The sequence below is a fragment of the Klebsiella sp. K5-204 genome (assembly GCF_030128585.1).
Taxonomy (GTDB): Bacteria; Pseudomonadota; Gammaproteobacteria; order Enterobacterales; family Enterobacteriaceae; genus Klebsiella; species Klebsiella quasipneumoniae.
Map to the genome: position 1 here is coordinate 64,953 of NZ_JAKUZS010000008.1, position 23,464 is coordinate 88,416.

Sequence of the window (23,464 nt, forward strand, 5' to 3'; positions counted from 1 at the left end):
GAGCCCCGGGTTTATTGAACGGTGAGCTCGCCGCGGCGAACCTGATAATTTTTTTGGTTATCAGGGCCAATATAGTCGCTGGCGGGTTTTGCCACCTGCAGATGACCAAACGCGGTTGATTGCTCTGCATGATAATTTTCGCCGTCATTCACGTCGCCGCTCCCGTTATAACGGGCAATAGCTGGGAAGGGATACACCGGACGCGTTGCGATAACGGCTGGAGTGGCGTCAGCGTAAGGCTGACTGATTTTCTGCACGCCGTGAAACTGCGTTTGCGCATCTGGTTTTTCTGTCATCGGCGGCAGCCTGGCGGCGACTGGCGCCCGTTTTCCGGCCATAAGCTCTTGCGGCGCGATGCCTTCCTCGGTCCAGCGCATCAGCGGGGTAAGGAGATCAATTTGATCGTAACCTTCGCCATTACCGCAATGTGCTACCCCAGGCAGCAGGAATAACCGCAGGAAGGTATCCGTTGCGGCATGGCCCATCTCTGCTTCTACGCCGCGGTAATAGGCGATAGAAAAGGCTGGGCTGACGGAGTCATCGGCCAGACCGTGCCACAGGATAAGCTTGCCGCCGCGCTGTTGATAGGCATGAAGATTGGTATTTGCCGCGTTATAGAGCGGTGCCAGTTGAGCGACGGCGTCAAAATTCTGCTGATTAAGTGGGAAATCCCGCATCGATTGGATCTTCTGTTTTCCTCCCGGCAGGAGCACGGATTGCAGAGCCGGTAGTACCATCATTTCCGACATTGAGTGGCTGGTCGGCGTCTCCGGCACCGGCCAGCGTAGCTCGGAGCCCAGCGGAAGACCGCCAGCGACGAACTGGGCGCCGTGGCTGTCGTAAGCGCCGCGGTAGAGCTTTTTCACTACCTCAATCTCTTCCTGTGTCAGGCAGGCGGAACGGTCCTGAGCGTTGGCACGACAGCGGGGGAGCCAAGTCTCAGAGAACTGACAGGCATAGGGGTTTTGCAGGATGCCGTCCTGCACGCCGGAAAGCGTCGGGCAGTGAGCCAGTATGGCCTGGTGAATCAAAGGTAAGCGAACTTTCAATAAGATAGCGGTACCGTCCGGACGCTGATTGGCGGCCACATTCCAGCCGTGGAAGAAGGAATTCTGAAACTGGAAAAAGGCCGCAGGCGCGCCAGCGCTGATACCGTCAAAATCCTGCGGAAAGCGCTGTGCTTCCATCAATGCTTCGCGACCGCCGTCTGAGCAGCCCATAAAGTACGCGTATTTTGGCGGCTGGCGGTAAAGCATCTGAATCACCGCTTTGGTCAGCACTGCGGTCAGGTGGTTGGCGCGCCAGGCAAAATCGATGCGCTTTTGCGGATCCTCGGCCCATGAAGCATCCATCATACTGCCATGGTGCCCCATATCGGTTGCTGCCACCACGAACTCGCCGTTCATTGCCGGCAGGCAGCCGCTGGCATTCGACAGACTCAGGTTAATGCTCCCGCACAGTCCGCCGCAGCCGACCTGCAAGAAACGTTGACTCCAGCGCTGGGTCGGCAGGGCAATCTGCACGCCAATCTGGGGGGCGATAGTGGCGCTCACCTTGCACCAGCTTCCCTGCGCGGAGGTTTGCATTTCAGTGTGGTTGATAGTGACCTTTGCGCCAACGGCGGCGCTGAAGTCGGTAGCGCTCAGCGTATCGCATGTCAGCGCGGGGAGAACAATCTGCAGACTGGAGGCAGCCTGCGCCGGCGAAGCGAACGGTAACCCAAAGAGGGTGCAGATAATGATGGGTAAGATCGTTTTAAGTAAGCGTGACATACGCAATTCCCTGTGATTGATGATGGGAGGCGGCAGGATGGTGAATCCTATGCCTCACCTTCCCTGGCGAGGCGCCACTGCTTGGCTATTGTAGATAACGATAGACTTTCCTTGATGCCTTGATAAGGCGTCCCTACTGTATTCTGCTATTTTGAGGAAAATATGGAGATTTTCGCCATTGTCATCTGGCGGTAAATACATGAAAGAATGTTGTGATGTCGATTGCATAATTTATTCAATTTCTCTTCATTATATCTGCTGGCTTTAAGAATATGATTGTGCCCGTTCCTGGTGATTCCAGAGAACAACATTCCTAACGAGATCCTTCCCCCTTTCCATTAGCAAGAAAGGGGGCTTTTTCAATAAAAACCGTTCAGGCAAATCTAAATATAGCTCTGGTGTTGGCCATTAGAACCACGGAGTTCAGGGAAAGTTCCATCATTAAATATATTTTTAAAGATGATTTAACATCCTTTTTTTCTCCATTTTGTCGCCATAATTGCATGTAATTCTGCGCCTCGCTCAGGTTAATTCTGTCGCATATCTTAGATACGCAACCTGAACAAATAAGCTCAACGCCAGCAGATAACTGCTATTGCTCATTATCTCGTAGACGACACATTCATGTTAAAAAAGACTCATATCATCAGCGGATTATTGATTACCCCTTTAACGTTGTACGCCGCAACATCATATCAAGTTGATGATATTCGTTTTGAAGGGCTGCAGCGCGTGACCGTCGGGGCGGCGCTATTAAGTATGCCGTTGCACGCGGGAGAAACGGTGACGCCAGAGGAAGTCAGCGAGGCGGTGCGCGCGCTGTATGCGAGCGGCAATTTCGAGAATGTGCAGATCCTGCGCGATGGGAAAACGCTGGTGGTGCAGGTTAAGGAGAGGCCCACTATTGCCAGCATCAGCTTTTCCGGGAATAAGTCGGTGAAGGATGATGCGTTAACGGAGAATCTCACCGCGACAGGTATTTTTGCAGGTAGCGCACTGGATAGAAATTCGCTCAGCGAAATAGAAAAGGGGTTGCAGGATTTCTATTACAGCGCGGGGAAATACAGTGCGCAGGTTCACGCTGTGGTGACCCCGTTACCGCGTAATCGCGTTGACTTAACGTTCGTCTTTCAGGAAGGCGTATCGGCGAAAATCGCACAAATAAACATTATCGGTAATCAGGCGTTTCGAGAAGAGACGCTCCTGGACCAGCTTCAGCTACGCGATAATGTGCCGTGGTGGAACGTGGTAGCGGATAAAAAATACCAGAAACAGAAGCTGGAAGCCGATCTGGAAACGCTGCGCAGTTTTTATCTCGATCGCGGCTATGCGCGCTTTGCTATCCAGTCCACGCAGGTCAGTATGACGCCAGATAAAAAATCCCTGTATATCACCATCACCCTCAATGAAGGCGAACGTTATCGGGTCGACCGAACTCAGGTGACAGGCGACCTGGCGCAGCATGGACCGGAGATCGAGGCCCTTGCCCAGCCGCTGGCGGGGGCATGGTATAGCGGGGCGCAAGTCACCACGATTGAAAATGAGATCAAAAAGCGTTTCGGCAAGTATGGTTATGCCTGGCCGCAAGTGACGACCACGCCGGAAATCGATGATGCGCATCACCGTATGACGCTGCATATTCAGGTCGACGCGGGTCGCCGCTACTCGGTACGCCAGATCCGCTTTTCCGGTAACGACACCTCCCGGGACGCGGTGCTGCGTCGTGAAATGCGTCAAATGGAAGGGGCGTGGCTCAACAACGAAAAAGTCGAGCAAGGGAAAGTACGTCTTGACCGAACGGGTTTTTTTGAGAACGTTGAACAGCAGATCGTTCCGGTTAGTGGGACGGCGGATCAGGTCGATGTGGTCTACAAGGTGAAGGAGCGCAACACCGGCTCATTTAACGTGGGCCTGGGATTTGGAACGGACAGCGGCGTGAGCTATCAGCTTGGCGTGACTCAGGATAACTGGCTGGGAACGGGCAACAGCGTTAGCTTCAACGGGACGCGCAACAGCTATCAGTCTTATCTTGAACTGGGGGCGACGAATCCGTGGTTTACCGTCGATGGCATTAGCCTGGGCGGAAAGATTTTTTATAACAGCTATGATGCTTCCGATGCGGACGCCGGGAGCTATAACCAGCAGAGCTACGGCTTAGGCAGTACGCTGGGGTTTCCAATTAGCGAAAATAACTCCCTGAACCTGGGACTGGATTATGTTCATAATCGGCTGACTAATATGGATCCGGAGCTGTCGACCTGGCGCTACCTCAGTTCTCGCGGAATCGAGCCCAGCGTGGTGACGAAAGATGGCGACAGCGGCGCGAAATATAGCGCCAACGATTATTTTGTGAGTATTGGATGGGGTTACAACGACCTCGACCGCGGCTTTTTCCCGCGAGCGGGAAACAAAAGCAGCCTTAGCGGAAAACTGACCCTCCCCGGCTCGGATAACAGTTATTACAAACTCTCCTTTGACACTGCCCAGTATCTGCCACTGAACGAGAATAAGCGCTGGATCTGGATGGAACGCCTGCGCGCAGGCTATGCCGGCGGGTTAGACGGCAAAAGTGTGCCGTTCTACGATAACTTTTATGCTGGCGGTTCGTCGACAGTGCGCGGCTTCTCATCTAACACCATCGGGCCTAAAGCGGCCTATTACCGTTGTAACGGCAGCGAAAGCAGCTATAGCGCCTGCCCGCTGGACTCCTCATCTGATGCGGTCGGCGGGAATGCCATGGCGGTGCTGAACAGCGAATTTATCATTCCAACCCCCTTTGTGAATGACAAATATGCCGATAGTCTGCGAACCTCGCTGTTTGTTGATGCGGGGACGGTCTGGAGCACCTCCTGGCAAAACACCGCGCAGACGCAGGCGGCAGGGATCCCTGACTACGGCGATCCGAGTCATATTCGTCTCTCCGCTGGGATTGCCGTGCAGTGGATGTCTCCTCTCGGTCCACTGGTCTTCTCATGGGCAGAGCCATTTAAAAAGTATGATGGCGATAAAGCAGAGCAGTTTCAGTTTAATATCGGCAAAACCTGGTAAGGCCCCAGCGGGGCTTATTAGACCGGCGTGGCAATATTCTGTAGACGGTACCCCGACATACGGATTGAGCTAAATAAGATCAATCGCCATGGCGATATTATCGCGAAGTTATTCGCTATGGCGGTATACCAAAGACATTTACCCGAGCGCGGCCTGATGGCTGCGCGGGTCTGTTGTCGTACGCCGAGGCAACCGCGCAATAAATAGCTGGCTGCCGTCGTCCTCTCTGCCGGCGGAAGCTTTGGCGACGCTCAGCGCCACATCGTCTGATACGAATGGATGAAGGCTCATCCAAAGGGACTAATACATATTGTCAATTATTTTTATTTAATCTTATTTTTTATTGTATTTTCTTTTTTTAGGTTGATTTGTTTCTTTTTTTATAGGGTCTAATCATTAATCTCTCGACGAAAAGTAAACGTTACTAATAATGGAGTATGTTGTTAGGAATTGTCTTAAGTCACATAATTGTCAGGGATGCTTGCAGTTTATATTAATGAATGCTATCACTATATACGGTAACAATTTGTAGCATTTATATAAGGAAGGAATATGAAATGGACTATTCTTAATACTCTGATCTGCCCGCAATCCGGCATCGCCTTTTCGGCGATATCCAGCCTGCGTTTCTTAAAATTTATTATGTGGTACGAGGCCGATGTGATCCTGCTGCCCGGCGAGACAATGAAGCTCTATTCCTCAAGAGTTTTAATTAATGACCAGTATCATTCATTAAAAATCTACAATATTGCGGTGTACGACGAGGCGCAGTGGGAAATATTACGCGAGCGGCCATCGTGCCCGTACCATGCCGGCGGCGAGCGGTCTGACTCCTGTTTTTACCAGTCCTTTTGCGCGATTAAGCGCTGCCCGAATAATATTCCCCGCAGCGAAACCTGGCGTTAGTCAGGCCACGCCGGGGGCGGTGTAGCGTCATTTCTCCAGCAGGGCGGCCAGTCGTGGCTGGACGCCTGCGCAGCCGGCCAGCACGCGGTTACCTCGCCGCAGCCCCTCATTGGCGAGAAACGCATTGCACGTTCCGCCCGCCTCCTCAATCAACAGCATGCCTGCCAGCGCGTCCCAGCTGTTCATATGCGCTTCATAATAGGCATGGAGCTGGCCGGCGGCGACATGCGCCAGCATCAGGGCGCCCGCGCCGAAGCGGCGATATTCCAGGCCGGCGTCGAGCAGGGTGGTGATGGCCCAGGCGTAGTCGCTGGCCGGGGCGCGGCTGGAGCGGCCCATACCCACTACCACCGCATCCGGATCCGGTTCGCGTAGCGTCAGGCGCTGGCCGTTGAGATACGCGCCTTCGCCGCGACCAGCGAAGAAAAACTCATCGCGATCGGGGGCGTAGATAATGCCAAGCGTCAGCTCACCCTGGCACACTCGCGCCAGCGAGATACACCAGTAATCCATACCGAGGATAAAGTTGGTGGTGCCATCGACAGGGTCGAGCACCCAGACGGTCTGTGCATCGCCGGCGAAACCGCTCTCCTCGCCGAGGAAACCCTCCTGGGGAAAATGGGCCTGCAGCCAGCCTTTAATCTCTTGTTCTACCGCGAGATCCGCCTGCGACACAAAATCCTGGCGCGATTTTTTATCGACCTGTAATCCCGCATCGCGTAGCGCCTGGGCGTGGGCGCCAGCCTGGCGAATTAAGGCGCATAATGACTCTCGTTGTGCTTCCGTCATAGTCCTGCTCTCAGATAACAAAGGGCGACGTGCGCCGGTGAATTAATGTCACCTCCACCCATGTGGTGCGTGAAGGTTGTAAAGGGTCGGCGGTGCGCTCCAGCAGCCGGGCAAGCGCCTGGCGGGAAATCGCCGCCACATCCTGATGTAGGGTGGTGAGCTGATAGCTATATTGCGCGGTCGGCGGCGTGTTATCAAAACCAATCAGCTGAAAATCCTCAGGCGCCTGTTTGCCGCGCTGGCGCATCCCATCAAGAAAGCCACAGGCAAGCTGGGCATTCGCGCAAAAGATCCCCTCAGGCACCTCGTCAGCGAGCGCCGCGGCCTGCTCACCGCCGACGTAGCCCTCTTCCGGACAGGCGAGGTGCGCCAGGTCGCGTTCGATGTCCACTCCGCGCGCCTGTAGCGCCCGGCTGAATGCTTCACCGCGCATGCGCCCGGCCCAGGTGGAAGGGAGAGTATTGAGCCAGCCGAAGCGCCGACAGCCGCTGCGCAACAGCTGGTTAGCGGCCAGTTCGGCGCCGGCGGCGTTATCAGAGCAGACATAATCCACCCCGGGGATCGTCGGTTGACGGTTAATGCCCACTACCGGAATATGCTGGTGAACGCACTCGTTCACCAGCGCTTCCGGCGGCTGGCCGGAGGTAACGATAACCCCGGAGACGCGAAACTGCGTGAAACGGCGCAGGGTATGCACCAGATCCTGCTCGCTATGGATCTCGCTCACCAGCGCCTGAAAGCCCTGGCGCTGGATCTCGTTGAGCAAGGCATCAAGCAGGGCGCTGCGAAAAGGATCGCTGATGCGCGAGACGATCACGCCGATTAAGTGGCTGCGCTGGCGGTTCAGCCCCTGGGCGAGGAAGTTAACCTGATACCCCAGCTCTTCGGCGGCGCGCAACACCCGCGCCCGGGCATCGGGAGAGATGCTGCCGTTGCTGCTCAACGCCCGGGACACCACCGCCCGGGAGACGCCCGCACGCCGTGCGACATCCTGGGCGGTGACGCTGGCTTTACGTGATGCGGTGCTCATAGGATGTGCGCCTCGTCGGTAAACGGGGGACGCGGCAGCGTTAAGGCGAGCCCATCCCGGGAAACGAATAACCCCGGCCACGGCTGGCAGGCCTGCTTCAGCCCCGGCAGGGCAGCGTCCTCGCAGTGATAGAGCCCCAGCGCCGGGAGCTGCAGCGTTCTGAACAGCATCAGGCAAGAGGGGAAATCGCCATGAGAGGCGTCATCGTCCAGGGCCGCCACCGAGGCACACTCCTGAAACGCCAGCCCGGCGCCGGCCATCAGGGCCATCGAGTCGGCGGTCGGCCGGCCATCGCCGCTGTAAAACAGCGTCTGCCCGGCAATGGTGATACGGATGGCGCGATTACTCAGCTCATGCTGGGTGGGGGCAGTGCGGATCTGCCAGTCCTGCCACGTCCAGGCTTCGCGACATGCTTGCCAGTCGATGGTGAAACCGAGCTCCGCCTGCGGCCAGTTCGCCAGCGCGGCCAGCTGCATGAGCACCGGCTGCTGCGTCGGCTGGCAGTAGATAATCAGCGGCTTCTGGCGGGAGCCGCTTTTCCAGTAATTCAGCAGCGCCGTCAGACCGGTGCAGTGGTCCGGATGAACGTGGGTGAAGTAGATCGCGTCGATATCGTTGACCCCGCCGCCGCGCTGCCAGAGCGCGCGGGGAACGGTGGGTCCGCAGTCGATTAACCACTGTTTGTTGTCCGCGTCGATTACCCGCAGCGCGGAGGTATTTTGCGTGCAGGAAAAGGCGCTCCCGCAGCCAAGCACATCTATTTTCATTTACCCTCGCCAAAATTTTTTGCCGCTTAATTAAATTGTCATAAATACCCGACAAAGTAGGCTCACATCATGTCGAGTTAACGTTGCATTTTTTTTACAGCTAAATGAACACGTGTTCACAGCAATAAAAAATGCCCGCAACAGCGCTGTCAGGTAGCGAATATGAGTTATTTAAAGATCTCCGGCCTTAAAATTAGTTATGGCGATAAAGTGGTTTTACATAATATCGATCTGGCGGTCGAGCAGGGGGAGATGATCGCGCTGCTCGGTCCTTCGGGATGTGGAAAAACCACCCTGCTGAATGCCCTCTGCGGTTTTATTCCGGTGGAAAGCGGGGAGATCTCCATCGCCAGCCGAGCGATCACCCATCAGGCGCCGGAGCAGCGCAATATCACCATGGTGTTTCAAAGCTACGCCCTGTGGCCGCACCTGACGGTGGCGCGCAATATTGGCTATGGCCTGAAGCTGCGCAAATGGCGCGGGGCGGACATCACACGGCGAGTGGCGGAGCTGCTACGGATCGTCAATCTCGACGGGCTGGCTGACGTGAAGGTGACTGAACTGTCGGGCGGCCAGCGGCAGCGGGTGGCGCTGGCGAGGGCACTAGCGATAGAACCTCAGGTGCTGGTGCTGGATGAGCCGTTATCTAATCTGGATGCCAAAGTGCGGCTCAATGTGCGCCATGAAATTAAATCTCTGCAAAAGAAACTCGGCTTTACGTCGTTAATTGTCACCCACGATCAACAGGAGGCATTAGTGATGGCGGACCGTATTGCAGTATTAAACCAGGGGCGAATTGAGCAAACCGGCACGCCGCAACAAATATATCAGCGACCCGCGACACCCTTCGTCGCTGATTTTATGGGCGCCGATAATAAAATAACCTCTGATGAAATATCTGCTGCCGCAATATCCGGTTTATCCGCAGCTCAGCAGGGTGAAAAAGTCATTTATTTCCGCAGCGCCGATGCCACGCTCGGCGAATTAACGCAGCCCGCGCCGCAGGAGGGGCTCGCCCTGGAGGGGATGGTGGAGCAAAGCGCGTTTCTGGGCAATCTGTATCGCCACAGCGTGCGCTGCCATGACCGCCTGCTGCAGGCCGACTCCGCTCAGTGCTGGCCGACGAAAAGCCGCGTCAGGCTCCATGTGCCCATGCCGGCCCTCCATATTTTTCCTTTACCACTATCACAGTGATATCAGCGTGTTCATTCTGGGGACAATCCATGTTTACTAAGACGAAAGCAGCGATCTTAACGACCCTCTGCCTGAGCGTTAGCGCCCAGGCCGACACCTTTCTTAACGTCGCTACCGCGGGCGATCAGAATATGGTGGATTACGTGAAAACCTGGCTGGGGCCAAAATTTGAAGCCGCTCATCCCGGCGTCAAGGTGCGGGTGATCGGTACCGGCCCTGGCGACGCCGGGTCGAATAAAATCAGCGAGAAGTTGAGCGCCCAACAGGAGAGCGGCGCGCAGCAGTGGGATATCGACGTCGCCGTGGTGCATCAGAAGGCGGGGGGCGAACAGGTGGAAAAGGGATTGCTGCAAAAATATCGCCAGGATATTCAGACCGGCGGCATGGTGAGCTCGCCGAGCGCCACCCAGGCGCTCGGCGTTAACGTCGACGGATACGTCATGCCGATGTTCTTAAGCCAGACCGCTATCGCCTGGAACAGCGATCTCGTCAGTACGCCACCGGCGTCGTATGACGAGCTGGTCGCGTGGACGCAGAAACATCCGCAGGCTTTTGGCTATAACGGCATCAAGAACGGCATGTCCGGCGTTAGCTTTGTGGTGGGCTGGATCTACGCCTACGGGACCGGCGCCGAGCGCCTCTCCTCCGCGCCTTATGATAAAAGCGTCGAAAAGGGCTGGCAGCAGGCCTATGCGAAACTGAAAGCGTTTAATAAAAATGTCACTTTCACTCCGGGCAACGCCGGAACGCTCGATATGCTAAGTCGGGGAGAGATCGCCATGGGCCCGGTATGGGTCGACATGTTCTATAGCTGGAAAGATCAGGGCAAGCTGCCGCCATCGATTAAGCTCGCTTTACTGGCCCCGGGTATGCCGGGTCAGCCGATGTATTACGTCATCCCAGCGAAAGCGGCGAATCCGCAGCTGGCGCGCGACTTTATCGCGCTGGCCACCAGCCCGGAAGTGCAGGCGCAGGGGATCGTTAAGCAGTTCAACTGGTACCCGGGCATCGACGCCGGGCAGGTGAAGCCGAAGCTGGATGCGGCGACCTGGCAAAAGCTGTTTGCCGAAATTTCGCCTGAAGCCCTGGCGAAGTATGGCAAAAGCTTCCCGATCGCCCCCTACTTTGACGATATCAAAGAGGGTTACGAAAGCCAGGTGGCCAATTAACCCTTTTTCCAGCCCGGGTCGCCGACCCGGGCGCTTGCTTGTGCCAACGCCAGGTCCTTTATGTCCAGTTCATTGAAATATTTGCTGCTGGTTGCCCCGGCAGCGCTGATGATCGCGGTCCTGTTTTTGTATCCGCTGGGGTTTTCGCTGGTCTCGGCGTTTACCGCGCCGGGACAGTCGTTCACCCTCGATCATTTTCGCAAGGTCTATGCGCTTTACGCCAACGATGTGCTCTTTTCGCTGCTTATCGTGCTGATCTCAGTGGCGTTGTTAGCGCTGATCGCCATTACCCTCTCGGCAGTGATTGCGCTGTCGCCTTGCCGGCCCGTTGTTCGCCTGCTGGGTTTTTTGTATCGCTTGCCGCTGTTTATCCCCTTTATTGTCGTCGCCCAGATGATGCGCACTTTTCTCGCCAAAAATGGCCTGATGAACAATGCGCTGGTGGCGGCCGATCTGGTCAGGCCGCTGGAGACCCTCTCCTGGCTGGGATGGAAGGGAATTGTCATTACCTTTGTCTGGAAGCAGCTGGCCTTTGCTACGCTGTTGATCTGCGGAGCGATGGCGGCGCTGGAGCCGTCGCAGATCCTCGCCGCACGTAATCTTGGCGCCTCCCGGCCGCGGCTGCTGTTCGATATTATGCTGCCGCAGGTCCTGCCGACCATCGGAGTGGCGCTGGTGCTGTCGACGGTAACCATGATGTCGGTGCTGTCGGTACCGCTGATGATCGGCGTGGGGACGCCGACGATGCTGACCGTGGATATGGCGTTTCGCGTCAATTCCTATGGTGATTACGCGGTGGCGAATGCGCTTGGCGTGGTGTCGCTGGCGATCTGCGGCGCGCTGTCGTGGTTTTACCTGCGCCACAGCCTGCAGCAAAAAGGCGGTGAAGGATGAAAGCGCTGCACCTTGCTTCCTCTCCGTCATGGTGGGTAAGAGGACGCCGTAAAGTGAACGCCAGCCCGGTGCTGCAGACCCTGCTACTGCTGTTTATGCTGCTGGCGATGTTTGGCCCGCTTCTGAACCTGTTGATCTGGACCGTAGCGGAAAGCTGGTATTTTCCCCATTCGCTGCCCAGCCAGTGGGGCCTGAAGTACTGGTATCAGGTCTTCAATCCGTACAGCGATGTCTCCAGCTCGCTGTTAACCAGCGTACTGATCGCCCTGCTGTCGGTGGTGGTCTGTTTGCTGATTTCCGTTCCCGCCGGCTATGCGCTTTCCCGGCGGAAAATGCCGCTGCGGGTGCTGTTTATGCTGCTGTTTCTCCTCCCGCAGGCCTTTCCCAACCTGACGGTATACATGAATATTGCCCGTTTGTTTTACCAGTGGGGCTTGAACGGAACTATCGCGGGGGTGGTGCTGGTGCATAGCGTCCACGGTCTGATGTACTCGGTGTGGATCTGTGTGGCCGCGTTTTCAGCCATCGACCCGCTGCTGGCGCGGGCATCGCGTAACCTGGGCGCCGGACCGATGTATACCTTCTGGCACATCGTGCTGCCGCAGGCGGCGCCGGGGATCGTTGCCGCCAGCATCTTTGTTTTTCTGGAGTCGTTGGATGAGTTTACCGGCACCTTCTTCGTCGGGGCGCCGGATGTCACTACGCTGCCGCTGCTGCTCTATAACGCCAGCATGTCGGGTAACTATCAGGTCTCGTCGATTACCGCGCTGATTTTACTGGCGCCATCGCTGCTCTTTATGGTGGTGATCCATAAATTTATGCGTCCGGAGATGATGGCGAAACTGGGGAAATAAGGGCTGCAGAAAACGAAAAAGCTTCCCGGTGGGAAGCTTTTTAACCTCAGGTCATCATCATTGGCCATTCTGGCGGTGTCTGACTCATGACTTCAATCATCACATCTTTGATATTGCCCCAGATTTTGGCAATATCGAGCAGGGTGATGCCGAGCAAACCGGTGGCGAACCAGCAGGCGGCGGCAAGGCCGAGGCAGCTGCAGATCACCGCCAGACCGGCATAATCGCTTTTGCGAAGTTGGATATTCAGTGAACTGGCAAGAAACATCAGTACCGCGCTCACCAGGGGCCAGCGCAACAACACAACACTGGTAGTAATGGAAGCCATTAACCTGTCCTCAAAGAAAGTCGGGGAGCCATGGACGACCTGGCGCGACTGACGATGGCATAGCGCTCTGGTCTCAACTGGCGTACTAGAGAGTGATGAAACGCCATTTCTGTTTCATCAACTTGTGTGAACTATATCACACTTGGCGCTTTATTCACCAGTCAAAAAATGAGCTTTCGCTGCGCTTAATAACACTGTTATTTATGTGGATATTAGTAAGTAACCTCCGATGATCTTATTTTCATTCTCTTGCTAATGATTATTATTCTGCGGGTTTTATTACTTGTTCTTGTTTAATACACGGAGAAACCGAGTCAGAAGCGCGTCTATTCTTAATCTTGGCGGAATATCTTCCGAATACCTGATAAATAAGTATTATTCTTCCCTGTCAGTGGTAAAGCTGACGCCCGTGAGGGCTGGCGGAAATCGGCTGATGTCTATCGCAGTCGCGATTGCTAACGTGTTTGGGCTACCTTAATTAAGGCATATCGCATGGATGTAAGCGTAAATGGGTGACAGTACGCCGCATAAGGCGCTAAGGCTCATCGGAACGGGTTTGGTTATTTTATTGCCAGTGGTACTGGCATTGTGGTTTGCCCAACTGCGGGCAAAAGCCGAAACCATTGATCAATTACACTCATTTTCGCAGCTGGCGCTGCAAAAAACGGAAATGGTCATCCGCGAAGCGGATCAGGCCCGGGCGAAAGCCAGCCAGTATCGCGGGGAACTGTGCTCAGCGGACCATCAGCGTTATTTATTGCATATCGTTCGCGGCCTGCTGTATGTGGAAGATCTGATCTACGCTAACGGTCAGCGCTTTATCTGTTCAACGTCCGTTCATCAGCAAACCGGCTGGCGGATGCCGGCGGCCAATTACACCAAAAAGCCGGATGTCGCGATTTACTATTACCGGGACACGCCGTTTTATCCCGGCTTTGCCATGAATTATATGCAGAAGGGACCCTATGTGGTGGTGGTCAATCCCTTCTCGTTCAGCTCAGTGATCGCCAGCGATCGCGATTTAGCCTATGGCGTGTTCGATACCAAAACCAACCTCTTTTTCTCGGTAAGTAACAATGTCGAGCCCGCAGAGCTCCATGCGTTAATTCGCGAAGGCGATACCTTTTTTAATCAGAATGGCCGGGTGTATACGATAGCCCGCTCTGCTATCCGGCCGATCGCCGTCATTATGTCCACCTCGCGGGCCAGCTATTATCACAACTTTTGTGACCAGGCCAGCCTGACGCTGCCGCTGGGGATCATCTGCAGTATTTTACTGGTGCTGGTGTGGTCGCGCACCCGCCGTCAGTATCACTCGCCGCGCAATATGCTGCAGCGGGCTCTGAGCTGCCGCCAGCTGCGCCTGCACTACCAGCCGATTATCGATATTAAAAATAACCGCTGCGTCGGGGCGGAAGCGCTGCTGCGCTGGCCAGGGTTTGACGGTCCGGTGATGAACCCGGCGGAGTTTATTCCGCTGGCGGAAAATGAAGGCATGATTGCCCAGGTGACGGACTACGTGGTAGATGAGCTGTTTTACGAAATGGGAGAGTTTCTTGCCAGCCATCCGCAGCTGTACGTGGCGATCAATCTCTCTGCGTCGGATTTCCACTCGGCGCGGCTGATTTCACAGATCAGTGAGAAAGCGCGCAGCTATGCGGTCTGTATCGGGCAGATCAAAATCGAAGTAACCGAGCGGGGGTTTATCGACGTACCGAAGACCACGCCGGTGATTCAGGCGTTCCGCGAAGCGGGCTATGAAATTGCCATCGATGATTTCGGCACCGGCTATTCGAATCTGCATAATCTGCACGCCCTGAACGTCGATATCCTTAAAATCGATAAAACCTTCGTTGATACGCTGACCACCAACAACACCAGCCACCTGATTGCCGAACACATCATCGAGATGGCGCGCGGGTTACGTCTAAAGACTATCGCGGAAGGCGTGGAGACGCCTGAGCAGGTAAGCTGGCTCTACAAGCGCGGCGTGCAGTATTGCCAGGGCTGGCTGTTTGCGAAAGCGATGCCGGCGCGGGAGTTTATGCAGTGGTTAGCCAATGCGCCCGCGCCTATGAACGTGCCTCAGCCGTCGCGTCACGCTGAGATCTGATGGCGGTAGTCGCTGGGGGTGCGGTCGAACTCCCGGCGGAAGACTCGCGAGAAGGTTTGCTGCGAGACGTAGCCCAGATCCATGGCGATATCAAAGATCGGCCGCTGGGTGGTTCGCAACGCCTCCGCCGCCAGCAGCAGACGGCGCTGACGAATATAATCCCCCAGCGTCTGATGCATCACGGTGCGGAACATCCGCTGCAGGTACCACTTCGAGTATCCTGACTTTTTGGCGACTACATCAATGTTAAGTGGTTGATCGATATGTTCATCAATCCATTCAATCAGTGTTTGAATAATATCCTGATGGGACATAAAGCGGCCTCTCTCAATTCTCGATTCGTCGTTTTGTCTGCGGGCGAGTATAATTCCTCAAGTTAACTTGAGGTAAAGCGCTTTATGGAAAAGAAATCACCCCGCATCAAAATGCTGCTGACGCCCGGGGAAGTGGCAAAACGAACCGGCGTGGCGGTCTCGGCCCTCCATTTTTATGAGAGTAAAGGGCTGATCCACAGCCAGCGGAATGCCGGCAATCAGCGGCGCTACCGGCGCGATGTCCTGCGCGCGGTGGCGATTATCAAAATTGCGCAACGTATCGGCATCCCACTGGCCACCATCGGCGACGCGTTTGGCGTGCTGCCGGAAGGGCACAATCTCAGCGCAAAAGAGTGGAAAATGCTGTCATCACAGTGGCGCGAGGAGCTGGACCGGCGTATCCACACCCTGACGGCGCTGCGCGACCAGCTCGACGGCTGCATCGGCTGCGGCTGTTTATCGCGGCGCGACTGCCCGCTACGCAACCCGGGCGATAAACTGGGGGAAGAGGGGACCGGCGCCCGGCTGCTGGAGGAGGAGTGATAAAACTAAAGCGCCACAACTGGGCGCTTTAGTTGTTTTCCGGTCTTGGTCTTTCGCATTATCTCGTTGGTTCACGAGAGGGTTTCCCCCGACGTCGACGTCCCTCAGTATTGCGCAATCTGTTGATGGAGGTTCCGGTTTGCGTCGACACTTTAACTATGGCATCCGCCGCCGTTTTTTCCTCACTATTTTGCCGAAATTTTCCCGGCAATCCGCGCCTGTTCCTATAGTTAATTTGAACAAACCACGGGAGAGGCCCATGCTGACGGTACATCATCTTAATCAGTCACGATCGCAACGCGTACTGTGGGCGCTGGAGGAGCTACAGCTGCCTTATCAGATAGTCCGCTATCAGCGGGAAAAGTCGATGCTGGCGCCAGCGGCATTGAAGAAAATCCACCCGCTGGGGAAATCGCCAGTGCTGGAAGACAACGGCTATGTGCTGGCGGAGTCCGGCGCGATCCTTGAGTATTTGCAGGAGAGCTGGGACAGCGATGGGCTGTTGAAGCCACAGGGCGCGGATGACAAACTGCAGTACCGCTTCTGGGTGCACTATGCCGAAGGCTCGCTGATGCCGCTGCTGTTAATGAAGCTGGTGTTCGCCAGTCTCGGCAAACCCCCGGTGCCCTTTGGCGTCCGCTCGCTGGGCTCGCTGCTGGGCAAAGGTATCCAGAAAGCGTGGCTCGATCCTCAGCTGGCCACCCATGCGCGGTTCATTGACGACCATCTTGCCACGCGGCCATGGTTTGCCGGCGATCGGCTGAGCATGGCCGATATCCAGATGAGCTTCCCGGTGATGGCGCTGCTGGCCCGCGGCGGCATGCATGATCTTCGCCATATTGAGTCCTGGCGACAGCGGGTGGAGCAGCGCCCGGCCTGGCAGCGGGCTATCGAGCGCGGCGGCCCCTTCACCTTACCCGGCGCCTGAAGTATCAGCGGATCCGATGACGCGGCTAAATGAAAGCAACTCACTAAAAAATTGTTAGCGGATTGCGCATGGACGATAACGTTTGCGCATCGGCTGGTTATTTTCTGTTCGTCATAAGCGAAATTTAGCGAAATACGATAAACATCGGTTGAAAAGGGTTATCTAAAGGCCGGATAATCGTTTGCCTTTCTGTTTTACTCCCTCTTTTTTCTGCTAGCCGGGGGGAGTTGATAAGGTTGACACACCGTAGTGTATGCGCGGAGTTAAACGTTTGCTTTTTTGCGGCCCCCCTGGCGCTGCGATTCGGTACAAGGAGATCGCGTTTAACTGGCAGTGGAAGGTCCACCACGCATATCAACGAACAATAAAAATTTTCAGGGGAAGTTTTCTATGTCTACGCCTTCAGCGCGTACCGGCGGTTCATTAGACGCCTGGTTTAAAATTTCGGCGCGCGGTAGCACCGTGCGTCAGGAGATTGTTGCAGGTCTTACTACCTTTCTGGCAATGGTGTACTCCGTCATCGTGGTGCCGGGCATGCTCGGAAAAGCGGGCTTCCCGCCGGCCGCGGTGTTTGTTTCTACCTGTCTGGTGGCGGGCGTTGGCTCGCTGGCGATGGGATTATGGGCAAACCTGCCGATGGCCATCGGCTGCGCTATCTCGTTGACCGCTTTCACCGCCTTCAGCCTGGTGCTGGGGCAGCACATCAGTATTCCGGTGGCGCTCGGCGCGGTATTCCTGATGGGCGTCCTGTTTACGGTGATCTCGGCAACCGGCATCCGCAGCTGGATCTTGCGCAACCTGCCGCAGGGCGTGGCCCACGGTACCGGGATCGGGATCGGTCTGTTCCTGCTGCTGATTGCCGCCAATGGCGTTGGCCTGGTGATCAAAAACCCGCTGGACGGTCTGCCGGTGGCGTTGGGGAACTTTGACAGCTTCCCGGTGGTGATGTCGCTGATTGGCCTCGCGGTGATCATCGGTCTGGAAAAAATGAAGGTACCAGGCGGTATTCTGCTGACCATTATCGGCGTGTCGATTGTCGGCCTGATTTTCGATCCTAACGTCCATTTCTCCGGGATTTTCGCCATGCCATCCCTGAGCGATGACCAGGGCAACTCGCTGATTGGCAGTCTGGATATCGTCGGCGCGCTGAATCCGGTCGTGCTGCCCAGCGTACTGGCCCTGGTGATGACGGCGGTCTTTGACGCCACCGGCACCATCCGCGCGGTGGCCGGTCAGGCGAACCTGCTGGACAAAGACGGACAGATCATCAACGGCGGTAAAGCGCTGACCACCGACTCCCTGAGCAGCGTCTTCTCAGGCTTAGTCGGGGCGGCGCCGGCGGCGGTGTATATCGAATCGGCGGCGGGTACGGCAGCCGGCGGTAAAACCGGCCTGACCGCGGTGACGGTAGGGGTCCTGTTCCTGCTGATCCTGTTCCTCTCTCCGCTCTCTTATCTGGTGCCGGCCTACGCGACCGCGCCGGCGCTGATGTACGTCGGTCTGCTGATGCTGAGCAACGTGGCGAAGATCGATTTCAATGACTTTGTTGACGCGATGGCTGGCCTGATCACCGCGGTGTTTATCGTGCTGACCTGCAACATCGTGACCGGCATCATGATCGGTTTCGCGACCCTGGTGATCGGCCGCTTGGTCTCCGGCGAGTGGCGTAAGCTGAACCTCGGCACGGTGATTATCGCTGTGGCGCTGGTGGTGTTCTACGCCGGCGGTTGGGCGATTTAAACCCTTTGTGCTCCTCACGGGCGGCTCAGGCCGCCCGTTTTATTTTTAAGCCACATCCTGTTTCCATTTGCGTTAATCTGGGTAGCGTATGATTCAAAGGCAAGACGCCTCACAGGTATAAAAGAAAACGCAGCAAACAGGGAACACATGGAAATATTCTTTACCATCCTCATCATGACCCTTGTGGTCTCACTCTCCGGGGTAGTGACGCGCGTACTGCCCTTTCAGGTTCCACTTCCACTGATGCAAATCGCCATTGGCGCGCTTCTGGCGTGGCCGACCTTTGGTTTGCATGTTGAATTTGATCCAGAGCTGTTTCTGGTCCTGTTTATCCCGCCGCTGTTGTTCGCCGACGGCTGGAAAACGCCAACTCGCGAATTCATTGAGCACGGGCGCGAGATCCTCGGCCTGGCGCTGGCGCTGGTGGTCGTGACGGTGGTCGGCATCGGCTTTCTGATCTACTGGATTGTGCCGGGCATTCCGCTGATCCCGGCGTTCGCGCTGGCGGCCGTGCTGTCGCCGACCGATGCCGTGGCGCTTTCGGGTATCGTCGGGGAAGGGCGGATACCGAAAAAAATCATGGGCATTTTGCAGGGTGAGGCGCTGATGAACGACGCCTCCGGCCTGGTCTCGCTCAAGTTTGCCGTCGCGGTGGCGATGGGCACCATGGTCTTTACCGTCGGCGGCGCCACCGTCGAGTTTCTGAAAGTGGCGATTGGCGGCGTGCTGGCCGGGTTTGTGGTGAGCTGGTCGTATGGCCGCTCGATGCGCTTCCTCAGCCGCTGGGGCGGTGACGAGCCCGCCACGCAGATCGTCCTGCTGTTCCTGCTGCCGTTTGCCTCCTATCTGATTGCCGAACATATCGGCGTCTCCGGCATTCTGGCGGCGGTGGCGGCAGGGATGACCATCACCCGTTCCGGCGTGATGCGTACCGCGCCGCTGGCGATGCGCCTGCGCGCCAACAGCACCTGGGCGATGCTGGAGTTTGTCTTTAACGGCATGGTGTTTCTGCTGTTGGGCCTGCAGCTGCCGGATATCCTCTCCAGCTCGCTGGTGGCGGCGGAAGCCGACCCCAATGTCGAGACCTGGATGCTGTTTACCGACATCATCCTGATCTATGCCGCGCTGATGCTGGTGCGTTTTGGCTGGCTGTGGTCGATGCGTAAGCTTAGCCAGCGCTTCCTGAAGAAGAAACCGATGGAGTTTGGCTCCTGGACCACGCGCGAGCTGCTGATCTCCTCCGTTGCCGGGGTGCGCGGGGCGATTACCCTCGCCGGTGTGCTCTCTATTCCGCTGTTGCTGCCGGACGGGAATGTCTTTCCGGCGCGCTATGAGCTGATTTTCCTCGCCGCCGGGGTGATCCTGTTCTCGTTGTTCGTTGGGGTGATTGCGCTGCCGATCCTGCTGCGCCACATTGAATCGAGCGATAATGTGCAGCAGCGGAAAGAGGAGCGTCTGGCGCGCGCGGCGACGGCGGACGTGGCGATTGTGGCGATCCAGAAGATGGAAGAGCGGCTGGCGGCGGATACCAAAGAGAATATCGATAACCAGCTGCTGACCGAAGTCAGTTCGCGGGTGATCGGTAACCTGCGCCGCCGCGCCGATGGTCGTAACGATGTGGAAACCTCGATGCTCGAAGAGAGCCTGGAGCGGCGCTTCCGCCTGGCGGCGCTGCGCTCTGAGCGCGGTGAGCTGTACCATCTGCGCGCCACCCGGCAGATCAGTAACGAGACGCTGCAGAAGCTGCTGCACGACCTCGACCTGCTGGAAGCGCTGTTGATCGAAGATCAGTGATCGTCAGACCCGGTGGCGTAGCGCCGCCGGGTGATCTCTCGTAACGCACGTGCGCCCGCGGGCAGCTGACGCCTTACCGGGCCGACAACCTCCGCGGTATCCACCCGATGCGCACCAGCCAGGCGTTATTCCAGCCAGAATGCTTTACTGCACGCCAGCCAGGCCTCAGCGCTGCGCGACATATACACGCCTTCCCGCCAAATCATCCCCAGCTCCCAGCGCAGCTCGCTTTGCAATGGGATCCAGCAAAAATTCTGCGGGTCGAGACGCTGGCAAATCGGCTCCGGCAGGATCGCCACGCCAATGCCGGCCTGCACCATGGCGGCGAGAAAATCCCACTGGCCGCTGCGCACAGCGATCCGCGGCTTCACGTCGTGCTCGCTAAACAGGCGCATCAGCTGCTGGCTGAGGGCAAATTCCTCGTTGTAGATAACCAGCGGATGCGCCGCCAGCTCCGCCGGCGAGAGCGACGTTTTGCCTTCCCACGCCGCGCTCCTGGGCGTCAGGACGCACAGCGGGTGGTTGAACAACGGCAGGGTGGTGAGGCTGCTGCCCTCTTCGATCGGCAGGGCGGTCATCGCCATATCAAGTTCGCCATTGCTGACCGCCTGCTGGACCGTCAGGCCGCCAAACTCGGCGATTTTCAGCTCGACGCCCGGGTAGCGCTGGCGGAAACGGCTGATCGGCTCCGCCATCAGCATCCCGACCATCGGCGGAATGCCAAGACGCAGCACCCCCTTATGCAGGTGATTGATATCGCTCAGCTCTGACTCCAGCTGGCTGAACTCGCCGAGGATCGCCTGGCCGCGTTCAAAAACCACGCGCCCGGTATCGGTAAGCAGCAGTTTGCGGCCGTCGCGGATCAACAGCGTGCAGTTCAGTTCATCTTCGAGATTTTTAAGCATCTTGCTGATGGTGGGCTGCGTGACAAACAGCTTTTCCGCCGCGCGAGTAAAACTCTGCTGACGAACCACTTCAACGAAATAGCGCAGCGTTCGGATATCCATAATTATTCCCTGAGACTATACCTGCGATGATTTTAATTCATTTCTGTCCGCGTCGGCGGCTCTCTATACTGCATGCCTGACTTCTTTTTTCAGGACTATCGCTCATGGCCTTCGCGCCAGCTCGCGTTGCCCCTGTTGTGGCGCAGCGACTTCAGATCCCGATACAGGTGCTGCTCTACGTCGGGTTATTCATCTTCGCACAATATCTGGTGAACAGGTGGCAGGTACCCTTGCCGGCCAACTTAGTGGGCATGGTGATGCTCCTGTTGATGATCGTTTGCCGGGTGATCCCCCTCAACTGGGTTCGCGCCGGCGCCCGCTGGCTGTTGGCGGAGATGCTGCTGTTTTTCGTCCCGGCGGTGGTGGCGGTGGTCAATTATGCCCAGCTGTTGATGGTCGACGGATGGCGTATTTTCCTGGTCATTGCGTTAAGCACGCTGATGGTGCTCGGCGCTACGGCCTGGGTCGTTGACAAGGTTTATCGTTACGAAGTGAACAGGATAAAAAAATGAGCGATACCACGCTAAGTATCCTGTGTCTGGCGGCGACGCTGGGCCTCTATTACGCTAATAAAAAACTGTATCGCCGTTTTCATAAACTGCCGTTGATGCCGCTGGTATTTACGCCGATCCTGCTGGTGCTGATCCTGGTGGCAGGCCATATCTCTTATCAGAGCTATATGGGAGAGACCCACTGGCTGCTCTGGCTGCTGGGCCCGGCGACCATCGCCTTTGCCGTCCCGGTCTATGAAAATATCGCGGTGATCAAACGCCACTGGATGTCTCTCAGCGCAGGGGTGGTGACGGCGGTGGTGGTAGCGGTGACCAGTTCCGTGTGGCTGGCGCGCGGATTGATGTTGTCTGACGAAATACAGCGTAGCCTGGCGGTGCGTTCGGTGACCACGCCTTTTGCCCTGGCGGCGGCGAAACCGCTCGGCGGTCAACCCGATCTGGTGGCGCTGTTTGTGGTGATCACCGGCGTCTTTGGTATGGCGGTGGGGGACATGCTGTTTTTACGGCTTGCTATCCGGGAAGGGATGGCGAAAGGGGCCGGGTTCGGGGCGGCCTCCCACGGTGCCGGAACCGCGCGCTCCTATGAGCTGGGCCAGCAGGAGGGCGTAGTGGCCAGCCTGGTGATGATGCTCTCAGGTGTGGTCGTCGTGCTGGCTGCGCCGGTCGTGCGCTGGCTGCTGTTTTAACATGGTCCCGTAACCGGATATTATGAAATATTGAGGGGGAGAATAGTTGTGGACTATTTTCCCCTGTTTTTGTTTATACCCGTTATTACTCATCATAAAAGATTAAGTCGATTCTTATGTTTCTCCTGAATTTGTAAGAAAATATTTCAATGGCGTCGATTATTTAATTGCAATCTAAATATAATTCAGTGTTTTTATTATTTTCACGAATTATATAACTGCTTATCCAAGTGATTTTTAAGGTTTTTTATGTCGCGCCGCTAATCTTTTAATACGCGTTGTTTAAAAAATAGCATATCTGTTGATAATTGAATTTTTACCTTGTGTTAGTTATTCTTTTTACGCGAGCTTGTATTATTGAATGGATTCATAGTGGGTCGTTTATTTCTGCATAATAGTGCCTGTCATCAAGCCGATAGCATGTAAATGCCGGCATGACGCCGCGCTGATTGAATTTCATTCTCTAATATCGCTGCATAAAGCAATTGACGGACTGATTGTCGTTTATAATGGATATGGGAATAAATATGAAGATGAGTAAAAAATTACTGGCAGGTGCCCTGATTTTCTCTGCCTGCAGCGCGCTGTCTACCGTTGCCCAGGCTGATAACACCATTACCTTTAATGGCATTGTTTCAGATACTACCTGTACGGCGACCATCGATGGCGGTGTGACTGCCATTGATATGGGTACCACCTCGGTGGCGGACCTGAAAGCGTATACCTTCGGCGCAGCCAAAAACTTTTCCTTTAGCTTAGCGGATTGCCCGACGGTGGAAGAGGGGGGAAATAACTCCGCCCGCGTGACTTTCGGCGGGGTTTCCGATACCGCGAATAGCGATTACTTTAAAAACCAGGCTACGGAAGACGCAGCAACGGGCGTCGCTGTGGCGCTGTATGACGAAGCCGGTAGCCTGATGAAAAATAACGAAGAAGGTTCCGATGTCGATATCTCTTCCGGTGCCGCAACGATTCCGTTCACCGTTAAGATGGTGAAATCGGGCTCTGGTGAACCGACAAAGGGTGCCGTTCAGACAACGGTAACTTATAACGTGACCTATCATTAATTCTGCATT

The 23,464-nt window shown here is 56.0% G+C and carries 21 protein-coding genes; 14 read left to right on the top strand and 7 right to left on the bottom strand.

The features are described from left to right. Window positions 1-11: 11 nt before the first annotated feature. On the bottom strand, window positions 12-1,772 hold the full coding sequence (locus MKR05_RS20605; RefSeq protein ID WP_248569206.1) for a tannase/feruloyl esterase family alpha/beta hydrolase: 1,761 nt from the start codon (window positions 1,770-1,772) through the stop codon (window positions 12-14). Window positions 1,773-2,396: 624 nt separating this feature from the next. Between MKR05_RS20605 and bamA the strand changes: the two genes are divergently transcribed. Continuing rightward, complete coding sequence (bamA, locus tag MKR05_RS20610) at window positions 2,397-4,820, top strand: outer membrane protein assembly factor BamA (protein ID WP_044525135.1); 2,424 nt, start codon at window positions 2,397-2,399, stop codon at window positions 4,818-4,820. 552 nt (window positions 4,821-5,372) lie between these two features. Continuing rightward, the gene (gene iraM / locus MKR05_RS20615; protein WP_023291644.1) at window positions 5,373-5,726 is read left to right on the top strand and encodes an anti-adapter protein IraM; all 354 of its coding nucleotides are present in this window, start codon (window positions 5,373-5,375) and stop codon (window positions 5,724-5,726) included. A gap of 27 nt (window positions 5,727-5,753) precedes the next feature. Here iraM and MKR05_RS20620 read toward each other — a convergent pair whose 3' ends face one another. The 3 genes from MKR05_RS20620 to MKR05_RS20630 are packed head-to-tail and all read right to left on the bottom strand — an operon-like array spanning window position 5,754 to window position 8,312. Beyond that, window positions 5,754-6,515, bottom strand: a complete 762-nt coding sequence (locus MKR05_RS20620; protein WP_044525136.1) for an inositol monophosphatase — start codon at window positions 6,513-6,515, stop codon at window positions 5,754-5,756. Between the two features lie 10 nt (window positions 6,516-6,525). Then, window positions 6,526-7,545 carry a LacI family DNA-binding transcriptional regulator gene (locus MKR05_RS20625; protein WP_048296439.1) on the bottom strand — a complete coding sequence of 340 codons (1,020 nt, stop codon included), beginning with the start codon at window positions 7,543-7,545 and terminating at the stop codon, window positions 6,526-6,528. Continuing rightward, the gene (locus MKR05_RS20630) at window positions 7,542-8,312 is read right to left on the bottom strand and encodes an MBL fold metallo-hydrolase (protein ID WP_044525138.1); all 771 of its coding nucleotides are present in this window, start codon (window positions 8,310-8,312) and stop codon (window positions 7,542-7,544) included. The genes MKR05_RS20625 and MKR05_RS20630 overlap by 4 nt, the downstream gene beginning before the upstream one ends. Before the next feature lie 162 nt (window positions 8,313-8,474). Here MKR05_RS20630 and MKR05_RS20635 point away from each other — a divergent pair, with 162 nt between their 5' ends. From MKR05_RS20635 to MKR05_RS20650, 4 genes are read left to right on the top strand one after another with little or no spacing between them, the layout of a single operon-like run. Then, the gene (locus MKR05_RS20635; protein WP_048296440.1) at window positions 8,475-9,506 is read left to right on the top strand and encodes an ABC transporter ATP-binding protein; all 1,032 of its coding nucleotides are present in this window, start codon (window positions 8,475-8,477) and stop codon (window positions 9,504-9,506) included. A 29-nt stretch (window positions 9,507-9,535) separates the two neighbouring features. Beyond that, window positions 9,536-10,675 (top strand): extracellular solute-binding protein, encoded by a 1,140-nt coding sequence (locus MKR05_RS20640; protein WP_044525140.1) that lies wholly within the window; start codon window positions 9,536-9,538, stop codon window positions 10,673-10,675. 60 nt (window positions 10,676-10,735) lie between these two features. Further along, a complete protein-coding gene (locus MKR05_RS20645; protein ID WP_044525141.1) occupies window positions 10,736-11,569 on the top strand; it encodes an ABC transporter permease in 834 nt (277 codons plus the stop codon). After that, a complete protein-coding gene (locus tag MKR05_RS20650; protein ID WP_044525142.1) occupies window positions 11,566-12,423 on the top strand; it encodes an ABC transporter permease in 858 nt (285 codons plus the stop codon). Before MKR05_RS20645 ends, MKR05_RS20650 begins: the two co-directional genes overlap by 4 nt. A 46-nt stretch (window positions 12,424-12,469) precedes the next feature. Here MKR05_RS20650 and MKR05_RS20655 read toward each other — a convergent pair whose 3' ends face one another. Further along, window positions 12,470-12,751: a YjcB family protein gene (locus MKR05_RS20655; protein ID WP_002885064.1), complete on the bottom strand. Its 282-nt coding sequence runs from the start codon at window positions 12,749-12,751 to the stop codon at window positions 12,470-12,472. A gap of 508 nt (window positions 12,752-13,259) precedes the next feature. Here MKR05_RS20655 and MKR05_RS20660 point away from each other — a divergent pair. Beyond that, window positions 13,260-14,864, top strand: coding sequence for an EAL domain-containing protein (locus tag MKR05_RS20660; protein WP_064157759.1), 1,605 nt, complete (start codon window positions 13,260-13,262; stop codon window positions 14,862-14,864). On the opposite strand, the gene soxS is transcribed toward MKR05_RS20660, so the two are convergent. Continuing rightward, window positions 14,849-15,178, bottom strand: a complete 330-nt coding sequence (gene soxS / locus MKR05_RS20665) for a superoxide response transcriptional regulator SoxS (RefSeq protein WP_004206330.1) — start codon at window positions 15,176-15,178, stop codon at window positions 14,849-14,851. The two genes, MKR05_RS20660 and soxS, sit on opposite strands and share 16 nt — an antisense overlap. Window positions 15,179-15,262: 84 nt before the next feature. On the opposite strand from soxS, the gene soxR reads away from it, so the two are divergent. The 4 genes from soxR (at window position 15,263) to MKR05_RS20685 (ending at window position 20,183) form a co-directional block, all read left to right on the top strand. Beyond that, window positions 15,263-15,721 carry a redox-sensitive transcriptional activator SoxR gene (gene soxR / locus MKR05_RS20670; protein WP_004206331.1) on the top strand — a complete coding sequence of 153 codons (459 nt, stop codon included), beginning with the start codon at window positions 15,263-15,265 and terminating at the stop codon, window positions 15,719-15,721. A 259-nt stretch (window positions 15,722-15,980) separates the two neighbouring features. Next, window positions 15,981-16,649: a glutathione S-transferase family protein gene (locus MKR05_RS20675; protein WP_238875328.1), complete on the top strand. Its 669-nt coding sequence runs from the start codon at window positions 15,981-15,983 to the stop codon at window positions 16,647-16,649. Between the two features lie 390 nt (window positions 16,650-17,039). Next, window positions 17,040-18,389 carry an NCS2 family permease gene (locus tag MKR05_RS20680; RefSeq protein WP_004206333.1) on the top strand — a complete coding sequence of 450 codons (1,350 nt, stop codon included), beginning with the start codon at window positions 17,040-17,042 and terminating at the stop codon, window positions 18,387-18,389. A 147-nt stretch (window positions 18,390-18,536) separates the two neighbouring features. Further along, entirely contained in the window at window positions 18,537-20,183 is a 1,647-nt protein-coding gene (locus tag MKR05_RS20685; RefSeq protein WP_004206334.1) for a Na+/H+ antiporter, read from the top strand. Between the two features lie 125 nt (window positions 20,184-20,308). Here the strand turns inward: MKR05_RS20685 and MKR05_RS20690 are convergent, their stop codons facing one another. Continuing rightward, window positions 20,309-21,190, bottom strand: a complete 882-nt coding sequence (locus tag MKR05_RS20690; protein WP_048296441.1) for a LysR family transcriptional regulator — start codon at window positions 21,188-21,190, stop codon at window positions 20,309-20,311. A gap of 104 nt (window positions 21,191-21,294) precedes the next feature. Here MKR05_RS20690 and MKR05_RS20695 point away from each other — a divergent pair, with 104 nt between their 5' ends. From MKR05_RS20695 to MKR05_RS20705, 3 genes are all read left to right on the top strand, one after another. After that, complete coding sequence (locus MKR05_RS20695; RefSeq protein ID WP_048296442.1) at window positions 21,295-21,702, top strand: CidA/LrgA family protein; 408 nt, start codon at window positions 21,295-21,297, stop codon at window positions 21,700-21,702. After that, window positions 21,699-22,388, top strand: coding sequence for an LrgB family protein (locus MKR05_RS20700; protein WP_044525144.1), 690 nt, complete (start codon window positions 21,699-21,701; stop codon window positions 22,386-22,388). Before MKR05_RS20695 ends, MKR05_RS20700 begins: the two co-directional genes overlap by 4 nt. A 509-nt stretch (window positions 22,389-22,897) precedes the next feature. Then, window positions 22,898-23,455, top strand: coding sequence for a fimbrial protein (locus MKR05_RS20705; RefSeq protein WP_167879028.1), 558 nt, complete (start codon window positions 22,898-22,900; stop codon window positions 23,453-23,455). The last annotated feature ends 9 nt before the right edge of the window (window positions 23,456-23,464 follow it).

What these genes read in the sequence shown, in the direction of transcription:
- MKR05_RS20680 (WP_004206333.1), top strand. Translation starts at nt 17,040, where the DNA reads ATGTCTACGCCTTCAGCGCGTACCGGCGGTTCATTAGACGCCTGGTTT.
- MKR05_RS20695 (WP_048296442.1), top strand. Translation starts at nt 21,295, where the DNA reads ATGGCCTTCGCGCCAGCTCGCGTTGCCCCTGTTGTGGCGCAGCGACTT.
- soxR (WP_004206331.1), top strand. Translation starts at nt 15,263, where the DNA reads ATGGAAAAGAAATCACCCCGCATCAAAATGCTGCTGACGCCCGGGGAA.
- MKR05_RS20640 (WP_044525140.1), top strand. Translation starts at nt 9,536, where the DNA reads ATGTTTACTAAGACGAAAGCAGCGATCTTAACGACCCTCTGCCTGAGC.
- bamA (WP_044525135.1), top strand. Translation starts at nt 2,397, where the DNA reads ATGTTAAAAAAGACTCATATCATCAGCGGATTATTGATTACCCCTTTA.
- MKR05_RS20605 (WP_248569206.1), bottom strand. Translation starts at nt 1,772, where the DNA reads ATGTCACGCTTACTTAAAACGATCTTACCCATCATTATCTGCACCCTC.
- MKR05_RS20700 (WP_044525144.1), top strand. Translation starts at nt 21,699, where the DNA reads ATGAGCGATACCACGCTAAGTATCCTGTGTCTGGCGGCGACGCTGGGC.
- MKR05_RS20655 (WP_002885064.1), bottom strand. Translation starts at nt 12,751, where the DNA reads ATGGCTTCCATTACTACCAGTGTTGTGTTGTTGCGCTGGCCCCTGGTG.
- MKR05_RS20645 (WP_044525141.1), top strand. Translation starts at nt 10,736, where the DNA reads ATGTCCAGTTCATTGAAATATTTGCTGCTGGTTGCCCCGGCAGCGCTG.
- MKR05_RS20625 (WP_048296439.1), bottom strand. Translation starts at nt 7,545, where the DNA reads ATGAGCACCGCATCACGTAAAGCCAGCGTCACCGCCCAGGATGTCGCA.
- MKR05_RS20675 (WP_238875328.1), top strand. Translation starts at nt 15,981, where the DNA reads ATGCTGACGGTACATCATCTTAATCAGTCACGATCGCAACGCGTACTG.
- MKR05_RS20650 (WP_044525142.1), top strand. Translation starts at nt 11,566, where the DNA reads ATGAAAGCGCTGCACCTTGCTTCCTCTCCGTCATGGTGGGTAAGAGGA.
- MKR05_RS20620 (WP_044525136.1), bottom strand. Translation starts at nt 6,515, where the DNA reads ATGACGGAAGCACAACGAGAGTCATTATGCGCCTTAATTCGCCAGGCT.
- MKR05_RS20705 (WP_167879028.1), top strand. Translation starts at nt 22,898, where the DNA reads ATGGATATGGGAATAAATATGAAGATGAGTAAAAAATTACTGGCAGGT.
- MKR05_RS20630 (WP_044525138.1), bottom strand. Translation starts at nt 8,312, where the DNA reads ATGAAAATAGATGTGCTTGGCTGCGGGAGCGCCTTTTCCTGCACGCAA.
- iraM (WP_023291644.1), top strand. Translation starts at nt 5,373, where the DNA reads ATGAAATGGACTATTCTTAATACTCTGATCTGCCCGCAATCCGGCATC.
- MKR05_RS20690 (WP_048296441.1), bottom strand. Translation starts at nt 21,190, where the DNA reads ATGGATATCCGAACGCTGCGCTATTTCGTTGAAGTGGTTCGTCAGCAG.
- soxS (WP_004206330.1), bottom strand. Translation starts at nt 15,178, where the DNA reads ATGTCCCATCAGGATATTATTCAAACACTGATTGAATGGATTGATGAA.
- MKR05_RS20635 (WP_048296440.1), top strand. Translation starts at nt 8,475, where the DNA reads ATGAGTTATTTAAAGATCTCCGGCCTTAAAATTAGTTATGGCGATAAA.
- MKR05_RS20685 (WP_004206334.1), top strand. Translation starts at nt 18,537, where the DNA reads ATGGAAATATTCTTTACCATCCTCATCATGACCCTTGTGGTCTCACTC.
- MKR05_RS20660 (WP_064157759.1), top strand. Translation starts at nt 13,260, where the DNA reads ATGGGTGACAGTACGCCGCATAAGGCGCTAAGGCTCATCGGAACGGGT.